16 protein-coding genes are annotated in these 13,241 nt (G+C 66.0%); 5 read left to right on the top strand and 11 right to left on the bottom strand.

What is annotated here, in order from left to right; all coding sequences use genetic code 11:
* Positions 1-213 precede the first annotated feature (213 nt).
* On the bottom strand, positions 214-1,062 hold the full coding sequence (locus ACX9NE_RS00290; RefSeq protein WP_459360296.1) for an LLM class F420-dependent oxidoreductase: 849 nt from the start codon (positions 1,060-1,062) through the stop codon (positions 214-216).
* 27 nt (positions 1,063-1,089) lie between these two features.
* On the opposite strand from ACX9NE_RS00290, the gene ACX9NE_RS00285 reads away from it, so the two are divergent.
* Together ACX9NE_RS00285 and ACX9NE_RS00280 are read left to right on the top strand one after the other, a co-directional pair.
* Positions 1,090-1,515 carry a hypothetical protein gene (locus tag ACX9NE_RS00285; RefSeq protein WP_459360297.1) on the top strand — a complete coding sequence of 142 codons (426 nt, stop codon included), beginning with the start codon at positions 1,090-1,092 and terminating at the stop codon, positions 1,513-1,515.
* A complete protein-coding gene (locus ACX9NE_RS00280; protein ID WP_459360298.1) occupies positions 1,515-2,519 on the top strand; it encodes a PHP domain-containing protein in 1,005 nt (334 codons plus the stop codon). The genes ACX9NE_RS00285 and ACX9NE_RS00280 overlap by 1 nt, the downstream gene beginning before the upstream one ends.
* On the opposite strand, the gene dinB is transcribed toward ACX9NE_RS00280, so the two are convergent.
* Both dinB and ACX9NE_RS00270 read right to left on the bottom strand, forming a co-directional pair.
* Positions 2,508-3,707 carry a DNA polymerase IV gene (gene dinB / locus ACX9NE_RS00275; protein ID WP_459360363.1) on the bottom strand — a complete coding sequence of 400 codons (1,200 nt, stop codon included), beginning with the start codon at positions 3,705-3,707 and terminating at the stop codon, positions 2,508-2,510. The genes ACX9NE_RS00280 and dinB overlap by 12 nt on opposite strands.
* Before the next feature lie 24 nt (positions 3,708-3,731).
* Positions 3,732-4,379, bottom strand: a complete 648-nt coding sequence (locus tag ACX9NE_RS00270) for a TetR/AcrR family transcriptional regulator (RefSeq protein ID WP_459360299.1) — start codon at positions 4,377-4,379, stop codon at positions 3,732-3,734.
* 165 nt (positions 4,380-4,544) lie between these two features.
* On the opposite strand from ACX9NE_RS00270, the gene ACX9NE_RS00265 reads away from it, so the two are divergent.
* Entirely contained in the window at positions 4,545-6,014 is a 1,470-nt protein-coding gene (locus tag ACX9NE_RS00265) for a flavin-containing monooxygenase (RefSeq protein WP_459360300.1), read from the top strand.
* 8 nt (positions 6,015-6,022) lie between these two features.
* Here ACX9NE_RS00265 and rraA read toward each other — a convergent pair whose 3' ends face one another.
* The 8 genes from rraA to ACX9NE_RS00225 form a co-directional block, all read right to left on the bottom strand.
* A complete protein-coding gene (rraA, locus tag ACX9NE_RS00260) occupies positions 6,023-6,508 on the bottom strand; it encodes a ribonuclease E activity regulator RraA (RefSeq protein ID WP_459360301.1) in 486 nt (161 codons plus the stop codon).
* Positions 6,509-6,511: 3 nt separating this feature from the next.
* Complete coding sequence (locus ACX9NE_RS00255; protein WP_459360302.1) at positions 6,512-6,952, bottom strand: Rv3852 family protein; 441 nt, start codon at positions 6,950-6,952, stop codon at positions 6,512-6,514.
* A 73-nt stretch (positions 6,953-7,025) separates the two neighbouring features.
* Entirely contained in the window at positions 7,026-7,220 is a 195-nt protein-coding gene (locus tag ACX9NE_RS00250; RefSeq protein WP_459360303.1) for a hypothetical protein, read from the bottom strand.
* A gap of 5 nt (positions 7,221-7,225) precedes the next feature.
* Positions 7,226-7,879: a DUF6474 family protein gene (locus ACX9NE_RS00245; protein WP_459360304.1), complete on the bottom strand. Its 654-nt coding sequence runs from the start codon at positions 7,877-7,879 to the stop codon at positions 7,226-7,228.
* Between the two features lie 116 nt (positions 7,880-7,995).
* Positions 7,996-8,394, bottom strand: coding sequence for a transcriptional regulator (locus ACX9NE_RS00240; protein ID WP_459360305.1), 399 nt, complete (start codon positions 8,392-8,394; stop codon positions 7,996-7,998).
* A 595-nt stretch (positions 8,395-8,989) separates the two neighbouring features.
* A complete protein-coding gene (locus ACX9NE_RS00235; RefSeq protein WP_459360306.1) occupies positions 8,990-9,523 on the bottom strand; it encodes a peptidase in 534 nt (177 codons plus the stop codon).
* Positions 9,524-9,758: 235 nt separating this feature from the next.
* Positions 9,759-10,382: a superoxide dismutase gene (locus ACX9NE_RS00230; RefSeq protein WP_459360307.1), complete on the bottom strand. Its 624-nt coding sequence runs from the start codon at positions 10,380-10,382 to the stop codon at positions 9,759-9,761.
* A gap of 165 nt (positions 10,383-10,547) precedes the next feature.
* Positions 10,548-10,700: a hypothetical protein gene (locus ACX9NE_RS00225; protein WP_459360308.1), complete on the bottom strand. Its 153-nt coding sequence runs from the start codon at positions 10,698-10,700 to the stop codon at positions 10,548-10,550.
* A 526-nt stretch (positions 10,701-11,226) separates the two neighbouring features.
* Here ACX9NE_RS00225 and ACX9NE_RS00220 point away from each other — a divergent pair.
* Both ACX9NE_RS00220 and ACX9NE_RS00215 read left to right on the top strand, forming a co-directional pair.
* Positions 11,227-12,264: a DUF4328 domain-containing protein gene (locus ACX9NE_RS00220; protein WP_459360309.1), complete on the top strand. Its 1,038-nt coding sequence runs from the start codon at positions 11,227-11,229 to the stop codon at positions 12,262-12,264.
* 4 nt (positions 12,265-12,268) lie between these two features.
* On the top strand, positions 12,269-13,093 hold the full coding sequence (locus ACX9NE_RS00215; RefSeq protein WP_459360310.1) for a glycerophosphodiester phosphodiesterase: 825 nt from the start codon (positions 12,269-12,271) through the stop codon (positions 13,091-13,093).
* Positions 13,094-13,241 lie beyond the last annotated feature (148 nt).

Raw genomic sequence — 13,241 nt, 5'->3', positions numbered from 1 at the left:
CGGTTGCGTCAATCGATCGCAGGAGTCACCACCGTGCGCATGAACCCAGTTCCCCGGACAAGAATGGCGAGAATCGCCTGGTCACTGGTTCGCCACCCGGTCAAGAGCCGTGAGTTTCCGGCAAAACACGAACGTCTGGTCACGGCCGAAGAGCTGCTGCGTTTCGCCATCTGACGCGATCTGGCGGTCGCACGGGCATGCGGTTTGCTCGCGCTAGCTCAGCAAACCTGATTGGCGAATCGCCTGGGCCAGCGGCTCGAGGACGGCAGGGTCGTGCGGCGGAGCGAGGTAGACGATGCCGAGGTCCAGTCCTTCCGCACCCAACGCGGCCGCGGTCTCCATGACTTGCCCGTAGTTGCGATCGGGCCCCAGGCCCAGATGGGCCGACAGGGTGATCTCCGTCGGGTCCCGCCCGATATCTTGACACCGCGCGGCGAGCACGTCGCGCTTGCGTGCAAACTCCTCCGCCGTCCCGCCGGCGAAATTCCAGTGCTGCGCGTAGCGCGCTGTGATCGGCAGAGTCCGCTTTTCCCCGCTGCCGCCGATGGCGATTGGCGGATGCGGCCGTTGTGGCCCCTTCGGCTCGTTGCGAGCGTCCTTGAGTTGGTAGTACGTGCCGTCGAAGGTGGTGGTCTCGTCGCTGAGCAGTCCGATCAGCACCTGACAGGCCTCCTCGAACCGATCGAAGCGTTCCTTGATGCTGCCCAGTTCGATGCCGTACGCCCCGGATTCTTCTTCATTCCAGCCCGCGCCGATGCCGAGTTCGAGGCGGCCGCCCGAGATGATGTCCAGCGTGGCCGCCATGTTTGCCAGCACTGCCGGGTGACGGTAGTGGATGCCGGTGACCAGGGTGCCCAGGCGCAGCCGCTTGGTGGCCTGAGCCAGCGCGGTCAGCGTCGTCCACCCCTCCAGGCAGGGCCCGGTTGAGTCGGAGAAGATCGGGTAGAAGTGGTCGAAGGTCCAGCCCGATTCGAAGACGTCGATGTCGTCGGCGGCCCGCCACACGGCCAGCATGTCGGCCCAGGCGGTGTTCTGTGGTGAGGTCTTGAATGCGAATCGCATGATTCCGACATTAGACTCGGTCAGACGATGCTTCTCGGACTCGATACCAAACTCACCCTGCTCGCAACGGGTTTGATCTTTCTGCTCGCGCTCGGCCTCGGGGTGTGGAAGTACCGGCAGATCATGGCCGCCCACGACCACCGCGCCCACGTGTACGTCGACATCGCCCACCGGGCGGCGCTGTTGTATGCATTCGCCACGTTGTTGTTCGCGCCGTTCGTCGAACTCAGTGCGTGGCCGGTGTGGGTGAACCTGACAGCGACCGGCGTCGCGGTGTTGTTCTTCGTCGGCGCGATCGTGAGTTACATCGTGCATGGCGCGCGACGTGACACCGAGAACCAATTCGACCCGCCGGTGCGAGGGACCGGCGTCATGATGACATTGTTGATCGTCGGTGAGATGGGCGGGTTCGCCGTGGTGTTCGCCGGGTTCATCGCCGGGCAGTTGCTCTGATGGATCCGGTCTTTGCGCTGCGTCAGATCGCGTATTACAAGGATCGCGAACGCCAGGATTCCCGGCGGGTGATGGCCTATCGCAACGCCGCCGACATCATCGAGCGTCTCGACGAAGCCGCGCTGGAACGGCATGGCCAGGCCGGCAGCTGGCAGTCGATCCCGGGCATCGGCCCCAAGACCGCCAAAGTCATCGCGCAGGCGTGGGCCGGTCACGAGCCGGACCAGTTGGTCGAATTGCGCGCCGCTGCAGAGGATCTCGGTGGCGGTGAGGTACGCGTGGCGTTGCGCGGGGATCTGCACCTGCATTCGAACTGGTCGGACGGATCGGCGCCGATCGAGGAGATGATGGCCACCGCGGCCAGCCTCGGGCATGAGTACTGTGCGCTGACCGATCATTCACCGCGGCTGACCATCGCCAACGGCCTCTCGCCGGACCGCTTGCGTAAGCAACTCGACCTGATCGACGAGTTGCGCGAGAAGTTCGCGCCGCTGCGGATTCTCGCCGGGATCGAGGTCGACATTCTGGAGGACGGCACTTTGGACCAGGAACCCGAGCTGCTGGATCGTCTCGACATCGTGGTGGCCAGCGTGCATTCGAAGCTGTCGATGGAACCGGCGGCGATGACCAGGCGAATGGTGCGCGCGGTCTCCGACGGGCATGTCGACGTGCTGGGGCACTGCACCGGTCGCCTGGTCTCGGGCAACCGCGGAATTCGTCCGGAATCGAAGTTCGACGCCGAGAAGGTGTTCACCGCCTGCCGCGACCACGGCACCGCGGTGGAGATCAACTCCCGGCCCGAGCGCCGCGACCCGCCCGGCCGGCTGCTCAACCTCGCGCGCGATATCGGCTGCGTCTTCAGCATCGACACCGACGCGCACTCACCGGGGCAGCTGGATTTCCTTGGCTACGGCGCGCAGCGGGCGCTGGACGCGGAAGTCCCCGTCGACCGCATCATCAACACGTGGCCGGTCGAGGAGTTGCTGACCTGGTCAGTCCGGTAGGTGCGGCATCTCCAGCCCCGGGTCGCGCCCGACCAGCACGGCACGCGTCAGCGCCGACTTGCCGTAGCGGCGGTGAACCTCGTCGATCGCCGCGTCGACGGCGGGTGACTCCCCGGCGAACGGCAACGCCAACTGTTGGGCGCCGCCGCGGTCGATGCCCGAGACGGCGAAGCCGACCAGCGTCAGCCCCTTCTCGGCGATCAACGGCGCCGCCGATGCCACCAGCCGGCGGGCGCTGGCCAGGATGGGCGCCGTCGAGGAGGTGGCCCACGGCATGGTGTGCGATCGGGTGACGCGGCTGAAGTCCTCGAAGCGCAGCCGCAGTACCACCGTGCGGCCGGTGCGACCCGCGGCGCGCATCCGGCCGGTGATCCGGTCGATCAGATTGACCACCACCGCGTCGACCTCGGCGCGCGACATGCCGGTGCCTGCCCGCCCCAGCGCCCGCTGGGCTCCTACCGAGCGCCGCCCCACCACGGCGCTGACCCGGCGGCGGTCGATGTTGCGCGAGAGGGCATAGAGTTGGCGGCCCATCGCGGGTCCGACCAGGGACGCCAGCATGGATTCGCCGAGTTCGGCGACCTGGGCCACCGTCGTGATGCCGTGCATGTGCAGCTTCTCGGCAGTCACCGCGCCCACCCCCCACAGCCGGCGGACCGGCAGCGGATGCAGGAACTCCAGCTCACGATCCGGAGGCACGAGCAGCAGCCCGTCGGGCTTGGCCTCCTGGCTGGCGACCTTGGCCAGGAACTTGGTGCGGGCGATGCCAACGGTGATCGGCAGGCCGACCCGGTCGCGCACGTCGGTGCGCAACCTGGCTCCGATCTGAATAGGAGTTCCGGATATCCGGCGCAATCCGGCGACGTCCAGGAACGCCTCGTCCACCGACAGCGGCTCCACCTGCGGCGTGCAGTCGCGGAACACCTCGAAGACCGCGTCGCTGGCCTTGGAGTACGCGCTCATCCGCGGCGGCACCACCACCGCATGCGGGCACAACCGGCGTGCCTGCGCCCCACCCATCGCGGTGCGCACCCCGTAGGCCTTGGCCTCGTAGCTGGCGGCCAGCACGACACCGCCGCCGACGATCACCGGGCGCCCCCGCAATCCAGGGTCGTCCCGCTGCTCGACGGAGGCATAGAACGAGTCGAGGTCCGCGTGCAGAATGGTCGCCTCACAGCGCACGAACATATGTTCGCACAAGCGGCCGACAGCTCAGCGTTTCTCGCCGTAGATGGCGCTGACCCAGATGTGCACCAGCGTGTCCAGCACGCTGGCCTCGGGTACCGAAGGCTCTTCGGCCAGGAACGATGCCGACAGGGCGCGCTCGTTCATCAAATTGAGCGCGGTGGCCAGCTCCGCGGCCGGCAGCGTGTCGGGCGCGGCTCCCCGTTCCCGCTCGGCCTCGATGACCGAAGCGGTATAGGCGATCCACTTCTGCATGAACACCGACCACAGCTCCCGGGCTTCGGCATTGACGGCCCGGACACCCTGGCCGCCCCGAATGACGGCCCGGTGCGCGCCGAACGTCTCGAAGAACACGTTGATGCCAGTGCGCCACATGTCGTCGCGTCCGGATTCGGGACGCTCCGCAAGTGCCTGCAACGCAGTATCGGCCTCGTTGACCACCCGGTCTAGCAGGGTCAGCAGCACCGCCTCTTTGGATGGGAAGTAGAAGTAAAAGGTGGGCCGGGAAATGCCGGCACCCTTTGCCAGATCGTCGACCGAGATGTCGGCCAGCGGGCGATCTTCCAGCAGCTTTTCGGCGGTGACCAGTATCGCGAGCTCACGTTCATCCCCGGACGGTCGTGCGCTGCGCCGCCCGCGCGGCAGCGACGTCCTGGTCGCGGGGGAGGTGGCCATCCAAGCAGCGTATACCGCGTCGAGAATCTCGACACCATGTCGACAACGGGCACGGCCAGCCTTGGCTGCCGTCCTGGCCGCCCACCCCCCCCCATCAGCGTATCGGCGCGTTCCTTGTCGACATCTCGTTGGCCGACTCGACATAGTGTTGATAGCGTGGCCGGTATGACTGAGCACCTTGACGTCGTGATCGTGGGCGCCGGCATCTCGGGGGTCAGCGCGGCCTGGCATCTGCAGGACCGGTGCCCCGCGAAGAGCTACGCCATCCTCGAGAAGCGGGCCGATATGGGCGGCACCTGGGACCTGTTCCGCTATCCGGGCATCCGCTCGGACTCCGACATGTACACGTTGGGCTTCCGATTCCGCCCCTGGACCGAGCGTCAGGCCATCGCCGACGGCAAACCGATCCTCGACTACGTCAAAAGCACTGCCGCCATGTACGGCATTGACAAGCACATGCGCTTTCGGCAGCGGGTGACGGGCGCGGATTGGTCCACCGCGGACAACCAGTGGACGCTGCAGATCGACAGCAACGGCACGCCGAGCACGATTACCTGCTCTTTTCTGTTCCTGTGCAGCGGCTACTACAACTACGAGGAGGGCTACGCACCCACATTCGCCGGCGCCGGCGACTTCACCGGACCGATCATCCACCCGCAGCACTGGCCCGAGGATCTCGATTACCAGGGCAAGAACGTCGTGGTGATCGGCAGTGGCGCGACGGCCGTCACGCTGGTTCCGGCACTGGCGAATTCGGGCGCCAAGCACGTCACGATGTTGCAGCGCTCGCCGACCTACATCGTGTCGCAGCCGGAGACGGACGGCGTCGCCGACAAGCTCAACCGCTGGCTTCCGGAGAGAGCGGCCTACACCGCGATCCGGTGGAAGAACGTGCTTCGGCAAGCGGCGGTATACGGCGCGTGTCAGAAATGGCCGCGGCGGATGCGGAAGATGTTCATGGGTTTGGCCCAGCGTCAGTTGCCTGCGGGCTACGACGTGCGAAAGCATTTCGGTCCGCACTACAGCCCTTGGGACCAGCGGCTATGCCTGGTGCCCAACGGCGACCTGTTCCGTGCCATTCGGCACGGCAAGGCCGATGTCGTCACCGACACCATCGAGAGGTTCACCCCGACCGGTATCCGGCTGAACTCCGGCAGCGAGCTGCAGGCCGACATCATCGTCACCGCAACGGGCTTGAATCTGCAGCTGTTCGGCGGCGCGACAACCAGCATCGACGGCGAGCCGGTGGATCTGACCAGAACGATGGCCTATAAGGGCATGATGCTGTCCGGCATCCCGAACATGGTGTACACCGTCGGCTACACGAACGCCTCATGGACACTCAAAGCCGACCTGGTTTCCGAATTCGGCTGTCGCTTACTGAATTACATGGACGACAACAACTTCGACACGGTCGTGGTGGACGAGCCGGCCCCCGATGTGGAAGACCGGCCGTTCATGGAGTTCACCCCGGGCTACGTGCTGCGGTCGCTGGACCAGTTGCCCAAACAGGGCTCCCGGACCCCGTGGCGGCTGAACCAGAACTATCTGCGTGATATTCACCTGATCCGGCGGGGCAAGATCGCCGACGAGGGTCTGCGTTTCGCCAAAAAGCCCGCCGCGGTAGCGGTCTAGTCGCGCGCTCAATCTCCTGCAGCGACGACGACAACGCCGTCGTCGTCGCTGTAGGCCAGCTCGCCTGGCACGAATGTCACGCCGCCCAGCGTGATTTCGACATCGCGCTGCCCGTCACCGGTCTTGGTGCTCTTGCGGGGATTGGTGCCCAGCGCCTTGATACCGATGTCGATTCCGCGTAGTGCGGCGGCATCTCGCACCGCGCCGTTGACGATCAGCCCGGCCCACCCGTTGGACCGGGCCAGCTCGGCGATCAGGTCACCCACCAGCGCGGTATGCAACGAGCCGCCGCCGTCGATCAGCAGGACCCCGCCCTCGCCAGGTTGCGACAGCACCGACTTCAGCAGCGCATTGTCCTGGAAACAGCGGACGGTACTGATCGGACCGGCGAACTCCGCGCGACCCCCGAACTGCCGGAACTGCAGATCACAACTACGCACCTCGGGTCCGATGTCGTCGACCAGGTCAGCGGTGGGCCGGAACGCGATCGACATAGGTCAGCGACGACGTAGTTGCCGGACCAGCAGCAGGGCCAGCAGGCTCAGGGTGACCGCGACCACCCACGGGACGGGGGACTGCAGGGCCGACGGCTCCGAGACCTCCCGGGGCAACGGGTTCTGCGCACTCTCGACCGTCGACTTTGCCTGCGCGGCAACATCTTTAGCAGCTTCGAGCTGTCCATTGGTTTCGGCGCGCTGCTGTAGGTCGACACGCTGCTCAACCAACTTCGGGGCGGCCGGCTCAGCCTGCTTGGCGGCGGCGTTCTTGGCCGGTGCCTTCTTCGCGGGCGTCTTTTTGGCCGGCGCCTTAGCCGCGGCGGCCTTCTTGGCGGGTGCTTTCTTGGCCGGCGCTTTCGCGGCGGCCTTTTTGGCGGGTGCTTTCTTGGCCGGCGGACCGGATTCGGGTGCGCCGTCGGGTCGATCCTGCGGGTCTGCCATGCGGCGGCTCCTTTGCAGCTTGGTCGCTAGGTCGCGCGAGACTCGGGTCCCATCATGCCAGGACAGCTGTGGGCTACGGTCTGCGCCGTACGGACCAGATCGCGACGGCGGCGACCGCCGCGATCGCTCCCACCGCGAACGGCCAGGTGGGAAGCTGTGCGTCGGGGTCCTGGGGTGCGGCGGAATGCGCAGACGCCGTCCCGGCCATCAGCACAGCGACCACCGCCATGGCAACCCACAGCGGCGCCGTGCGTACCAGACGTTTCATCCGCGTCACACCCCGAGACGCGCCAGCAGGTCGGCTTCGATCCCGTCGAGCTGGGCGGAGATGGCGGCATGGGCCGCCCGGCGCCGCTGCGTCGGCATATTTTCCGCGGCGGTGACGGCCGCGGACAGTTCGGAGAGCCGGTCACCGATGGCCGCGACGAACTGCTTGGTTTCGGGGTCTTTGGGCTTCTTCTCCTGAACTGCCCGCAGCGACTGTTCGGCTCCGGCGATGCGGGCGGACAGCCGGGCACCGTGCCCGGAGAACTGGCCGATCTGGGCCAACGGGATGCCCAGTCGATCGGCTCTACGCTGATCGATCACGCCGCGAGCGGCGACGGCCGCCCGGTAGATCAGGGGCGCCAGGACCGGTGCCAGCAGGCGGGATACGGTGAGAGTCCGGCGGATTCGGGTGGGCGACAGAATCTTGCCTTCGCGCGCGGCCTTGAGTTCGGTTTCGGCGATCTTCAGTGCGACCCGGTCACTGTCTTTCTGCGCCTTGAGTTGCGCGTTGAGTGCCTTGTCAGCCGCTTTCTGGGCGGACTTGATGCGGCGCCTCTCGTTCTTCGCCGAAAGCCTGGCCTCCAGCTTGGCGCGGGCCTTGATCGCGCGGGCTTCGGCGCGACGGGTCGCGCGGCTCTTTCGCTTGCGGAACAGGCCCATTCCCGGCCGCCTCCCGGTATCTCGTGAACTGACGCGATGCGTGTGCGCGACGCTGGGCCAACCCTAATCCGAACAGGGTGCGGCCGGACTGCCAGGTCAGGTGTGGACCTTCGGTCTCAGTTGTCGAGGCCCTCGGCCCGGCGCAGCTCGTCGATGCGGTCCAGGACCTTCTGCTGCGCCTCCGCGGGAAGTCCGTGCGCGCGCACCGCGATACGGCGCACGCCGTCATCGCGCACGGTGGCGTAGAACTGCAGCTCCTTGTCGAGCTTCTCGTAGTAATCGTCATCGGTGAAGTAGGCCGACTTGATCCGGAAGAAGTTCGCGAGGGCGGCCATGGTTGCCGACGACGGATTGGTGCGGTTGCCGGAACGTAGCTGCGACAGGTAGGGAGCCGACATCGTGATGCCCTCCGCCTTGAGCGCGGCGATCACCTCCGCGGAGGTGTGCGGCCCCCTTCCGGGCGGGTAAACCGTGTCAAACAGGCGGTTTAGGCGGGCAGCGAACGTCGTGCTCATCGATAAGACCTCCACCGGGCTGTATGAGGGAACGGTTATCAATAGGTATTTGCTGATCATGGTAGCGACTGATCGTGTTCACCACCAAGTGCAAACCCGATCGTACCCGCTACCAGCGTGCGGGGCGATTGACCGCAACCCCCCCGACGAGCATCTAAACGAAAGGACCGGGTGTCCACAAATCGACCGGATTTCACAGGTTATCCGCAGAATACCCAGCCGGAACCGGCGCTGTGATTCGCAGTTGGCAGCGCCCAAGCGTGCGGCTGCCAGTGCTTCAGAAACCGAGCCGGGGGACTCTGGGCAACCAGCGGGTGGATAAAAAACGACCACTGGTCACTTTGCTGTCGCTACCGATGCGCCGCTGTGAGCCGACCGCCGCCGGGGGCTTTGCAGCCGCGCCGGACACCGCCGAAGTGAACCGCGCCGCGCTGGGCGCCGGATCGTGGTCGAAGGCTCGCCACAGCGGCGCAGGTATTTCCGGAGCCCGCATACCGGCACTCCGGCGGCTGCCTTGCGGCCGGATCAGGAGTTTGCGCGCCAACGCCGACGACGGTGAATTTCGGATTGACAGGGTGCGAAGAACTCCCCGCACTCAGGCGGCGAGCAGCATCGCCAGGATCGCGGTGTCGGGATGGCTGATCGGGTCCACGCCGACCCGGCTCACCATGGAGGTGATGGTGCCGTCGGCCTCGGCTTCCACCCACGCGGCGCGGTGCTCCAACCCCAGATAGGGCAAGCCGGGCAACAACACGCAACCTGACGCCGCGCCGGTGCATTCCGGCAGTGATGGCGTCGTCTCGGAGGGCGGATGCAGCATCAGCAGCGCGGGGGGCTGATGGTCGGCGAAATACCCCGGCTGAATCGCCGTTTCGCCGAACACGGTGCCCTCCGCCAGGACCAGACCCACGGTTCCGGGCTCAGGCTCGTCGGGAAGCTCCTCGCGAGCGCCGAACACCGTTGTGGTGGAGAGCAATCCGGGCAGTGAGGCGACCCGCACCGCAACCATGAGCAGCTGAGCCCATTCCTTTGTGGAATCCGGCCAACGTCCTGAAATCACAAACCCTTTCAGGGCACCGCGAGCATGAAAAGGGGATACACCTATCGGCCGGCCTGACCCAGTATCCATCTTGCCTCCGTGACGCCTTCATTCGAAGTAACCACGCTGGTAGCTCGAACACATGTTAGCTCGAATAATCAAGCATGCGCGGGGTTTTGGCTCCCTGCAAGTCGAATCGCGACCGGTCAGGGCCGGTGATCGGCGACGTTACTCACCGGCAACACGCGAAGCGGTCGATGCGGCGTAGAGAGCAACAGGGGCGCCGCGCGATGGCGCGCGGCGCCCCAGTCGGTGGAACCGACGGTCAGGGGAAGATCAGGCCAGAGGTCTTCGACGTGGCCGCCGCGTAACGCGACTGGACATCGGGCCAGTTGACGACGTTCCAGAACGCCTTCACGTAGTCCGCTTTGACGTTCTTGTACTGCAGGTAGAAGGCGTGTTCCCACATGTCGACCTGCAACAGCGGAATGACACCGAGCGGGACGTTGGCCTGCTGGTCGTAGAGCTGGAAGGTCAGCAGTCGGCCACCCAGGGTGTCGTAACCGAGCACGGCCCAACCCGAGCCCTGCAGCCCGTTGGCCGCGGCACTGAACTGAGCCTGGAACTTGTCGAACGAACCGAACTGGTCGTCGATCGCGGCCGCCAGATCGCCGGTCGGCTTGTCACCGCCGTCCGGCGAGAGGTTCTTCCACCAGATCGAATGGTTGACGTGACCACCGAGATGAAAGGCCAGGTTCTTCTCGTTCAAAAAGATCGCCGAGTGATCGCCCTTGGCGCGGGCCTCCTCGAGCTTGGCGACCGCGTCGTTGACGCCCTTGACATACGTGGCGTGGTGCTTGCTGTGGTGGATCTCGTTGATCTGACCAGAGATGTGCGGCTCCAGTGCTGCGTAATCCCAGTCCAAGTCGGGCAGGGTGTATTCAGCCACGGCTTTCCTTCCTTCGATGAGCAAATCGTCTGACGTGTCATTCGCGGGGTCCCGCCACGGGGCGAGCCTGGCATATCCAACCCTGCTCCATGACCGCGTATGCCGCAAGGACGACCCTGGGCAGCACGCGGTCGGTATACCCAGGGCGGCCGAATCAAGCGGGCATCAAGACAGCGCGATGAGGGCAAGAATCGCCAGCAGCGCCAGAGCGATCAGGCCGGCACGCAAAGCAGCGACGACATACGCCTGGTTCCAGGCTGGCGACCCCGAGTACGACTTCGACGGCGTCGAACCCGGACCGAACGAATGTGTGGCCATCAAACGCCTTCCAACTGCATGTCTATCTAGCCGCGCCGACGAGTCTAGTGAGGTGAGTCACAACGAAGCTCTGCGTCCGCGATCATAGCGCTAACACTGCGGCGGAGGAAAACCTGATGCCGGCGCGGCCCGGGCCGTTCGGTGGGGCCGTGTTTCCGGTGGTGGGCTGTCGTCCGGCCGGGCCATCCTGGTCGGCGCGAACACGTACGTTTGGCTGCCGTTCACAGCGGGTATGCGCGGATGTGGATGCGATGATCTATTCGCTCGAGCGGTCGCGAGCCTGTCTATCGACACTCCTCGTAACCATAGATGTTATCCACAGTCACCGCTGAATCTGGCCGATAGGGGCTGTCTTGACCGCCCATCCAAGCTGTGGATAAACCTGTGGAAATTGTGGATAGCCGTTAGTAGCTGTGTCCTGGGTCACGTCTATTACGGCGTAGGCGCCCGCCGGTCGCGGCGGCGACTGTGCTATGAGGCCCAGCGGTGCCGCGGCGTGCCGGACGACACCCATTAGGCTGGTCCGGTGATTCAGGTGTGCTCCCAGTGCGGCACTCGGTGGAACGTGCGGGAGCGTCAGCGCACGTGGTGCCCACGTTGCCGCGGGGCGCTGATGGCGCCGCTGCCGGATACGCCGCCCGGTGACCCGCGGTGGAGCGGACAAGCCGCACTGCAGAGGCCGGCCGGCCCCGCCGTGACCCGCACTCCGCCCCGGCTCCCACCTGGTTTCCGCTGGATAGCGGTGCGCCCCGGCGCCGCGCCGCCGCCGCGACCGGTCCGACGACCGCTCGGCCCGACACCCCGCTACATGGTCATACCGCGCTGGACCCTGGGCGACCGGGTGGTGTCCGCGACGGCCTCTCCGGGAGCCCCGGTCAAGGCAGGACCCAGCGCCGAGATTGTGCGGGTGCTGATGTTCGCCACCCAGCTCGTGCTCGCCGGTGCGGCGCTGGTATATGCCGTGCGCTACGGATTGCTGGTCTACAACCGCAACACCCTGCTGAATTCTCTGGTGGCCGCGGCGGCGGACTGGCTGGGAATCGCGGCGAGTGTAGCGGCGCTGGCGGCGATGCTGGCCTGTTTCCTGGTGCTGGTGAAGTGGCTGATCGCGCGGCGTGCCGCGGCGTTCACCTATCACGGAATACCAGAGCATCGCTCGACCCGCCGACTCTGGGCCGGTTGCCTGCTGCCGTTCGCCAACGTGGTGATGGCGCCCGTCTACGTCATTGAGCTGGCACTTGTCGAAGACCACTACGAGCGGGTGCGCAAATCGATCTCGTTCTGGTGGCTCGCCTGGGTCGTCAGCTACGCGGTCTCGGTGTTCGCCATCCTCACCAGCTTGTCCAGCGATGCTCAAGGCATCGCCAACAACACGGTGATGGTGATGCTCGCCTACCTGGTCGCCGCCGTCGCGGTGGGCGCGGTCGCCCGCGTGTTCGAGGGATTCGAACGCAAACCTGTGGAACGGCCGGCGCATCGCTGGGTCGTAGTGGACGCGGATCGCCCCACCCAATCGGTACCAGCCGCTGCGGTTGAGCTGGAGGGACAGGAACCGGCAGCATAGGCGTATGACGCGGGCGGATGAGGTCCTCGCCGGGCATCCCTTTGTGGTTGCCCACCGCGGCGCGTCGTATTCCCGCCCCGAACACACCCTGGCCGCGTATGACATAGCTCTGAAAGAAGGCGCCGACGGGGTCGAATGTGACGTCCGGCTGTCCCGTGACGGCCACCTGGTGTGTGTGCACGATCGCCGCCTCGACCGGACCTCGACCGGCGAGGGTTTGGTCAGCACGACGACACTGGCCGAACTGCGAGAGCTGGAGTACGGGGTATGGCACGACAGCTGGCGGCCCGACGGCACGCACGGTGACACCGGACTGCTGACGCTGGACGCACTCGTTGCGATGGTCCTGGACTGGCACCGTCCGGTGAAGATCTTCATCGAGACCAAGCATCCGGTCCGGTACGGGTCGCTGGTGGAGAGCAAGTTGCTGGCGCTGCTGCACCGCTTCGGCATCGCCGCTCCGGCGTCCGCGGATCGATCGCGTGCGGTGGTGATGTCGTTCTCCGCTGCGGCGGTCTGGCGCATCCGGCGGGCCGCGCCGATGCTGCCCACGGTGTTGCTGGGCAAGACCGGCCGCTACCTCACCAGCAGTGCGGCCACTGCCGTCGGCGCCACCGCGGTCGGACCCTCGCTGCCGGCGTTGCGGGACTACCCGCAACTGGTCGACCGCTCGGCCGCCCAGGGCAGGTCCGTGTACTGCTGGACGGTTGACGAGTACGACGACATCGACTTCTGTCGCGAGGTCGGCGTGGCGTGGATCGCCACGAACCACCCCGGCCGTACCAAGGCATGGCTGGAAAGGCGCAAGGCTACCGAGAACAGCGGTTAGCTCGCCGTACTAGAGCTGAGCGCCCGCGGCGTGCCTGACCCAGCCGGACCTCTTCGACCTGCTCGGTAAGGAACCACTGCAACGAGCTGCTCCCGGTGGTCGGCTTAGCTTCAGATGGAGTCGACCAGGAGTGGGATGGTGCCCATGA

Source organism: Mycobacterium sp. ML4 (assembly GCF_054515735.1).
The sequence above is the reverse complement of the archived record's forward strand: the minus strand, read 5'-3'. Positions and strand labels throughout refer to the sequence as shown.

Coding starts and splice junctions, on each gene's coding strand:
- ACX9NE_RS00235 (WP_459360306.1), bottom strand. CDS start 9,523: ATGGATACTGGGTCAGGCCGGCCGATAGGTGTATCCCCTTTTCATGCT.
- ACX9NE_RS00270 (WP_459360299.1), bottom strand. CDS start 4,379: ATGGCCACCTCCCCCGCGACCAGGACGTCGCTGCCGCGCGGGCGGCGC.
- ACX9NE_RS00250 (WP_459360303.1), bottom strand. CDS start 7,220: ATGAAACGTCTGGTACGCACGGCGCCGCTGTGGGTTGCCATGGCGGTG.
- ACX9NE_RS00285 (WP_459360297.1), top strand. CDS start 1,090: ATGCTTCTCGGACTCGATACCAAACTCACCCTGCTCGCAACGGGTTTG.
- ACX9NE_RS00240 (WP_459360305.1), bottom strand. CDS start 8,394: ATGAGCACGACGTTCGCTGCCCGCCTAAACCGCCTGTTTGACACGGTT.
- dinB (WP_459360363.1), bottom strand. CDS start 3,707: ATGTTCGTGCGCTGTGAGGCGACCATTCTGCACGCGGACCTCGACTCG.
- rraA (WP_459360301.1), bottom strand. CDS start 6,508: ATGTCGATCGCGTTCCGGCCCACCGCTGACCTGGTCGACGACATCGGA.
- ACX9NE_RS00265 (WP_459360300.1), top strand. CDS start 4,545: ATGACTGAGCACCTTGACGTCGTGATCGTGGGCGCCGGCATCTCGGGG.
- ACX9NE_RS00280 (WP_459360298.1), top strand. CDS start 1,515: ATGGATCCGGTCTTTGCGCTGCGTCAGATCGCGTATTACAAGGATCGC.
- ACX9NE_RS00225 (WP_459360308.1), bottom strand. CDS start 10,700: ATGGCCACACATTCGTTCGGTCCGGGTTCGACGCCGTCGAAGTCGTAC.
- ACX9NE_RS00215 (WP_459360310.1), top strand. CDS start 12,269: ATGACGCGGGCGGATGAGGTCCTCGCCGGGCATCCCTTTGTGGTTGCC.
- ACX9NE_RS00255 (WP_459360302.1), bottom strand. CDS start 6,952: ATGGCAGACCCGCAGGATCGACCCGACGGCGCACCCGAATCCGGTCCG.
- ACX9NE_RS00245 (WP_459360304.1), bottom strand. CDS start 7,879: ATGGGCCTGTTCCGCAAGCGAAAGAGCCGCGCGACCCGTCGCGCCGAA.
- ACX9NE_RS00290 (WP_459360296.1), bottom strand. CDS start 1,062: ATGCGATTCGCATTCAAGACCTCACCACAGAACACCGCCTGGGCCGAC.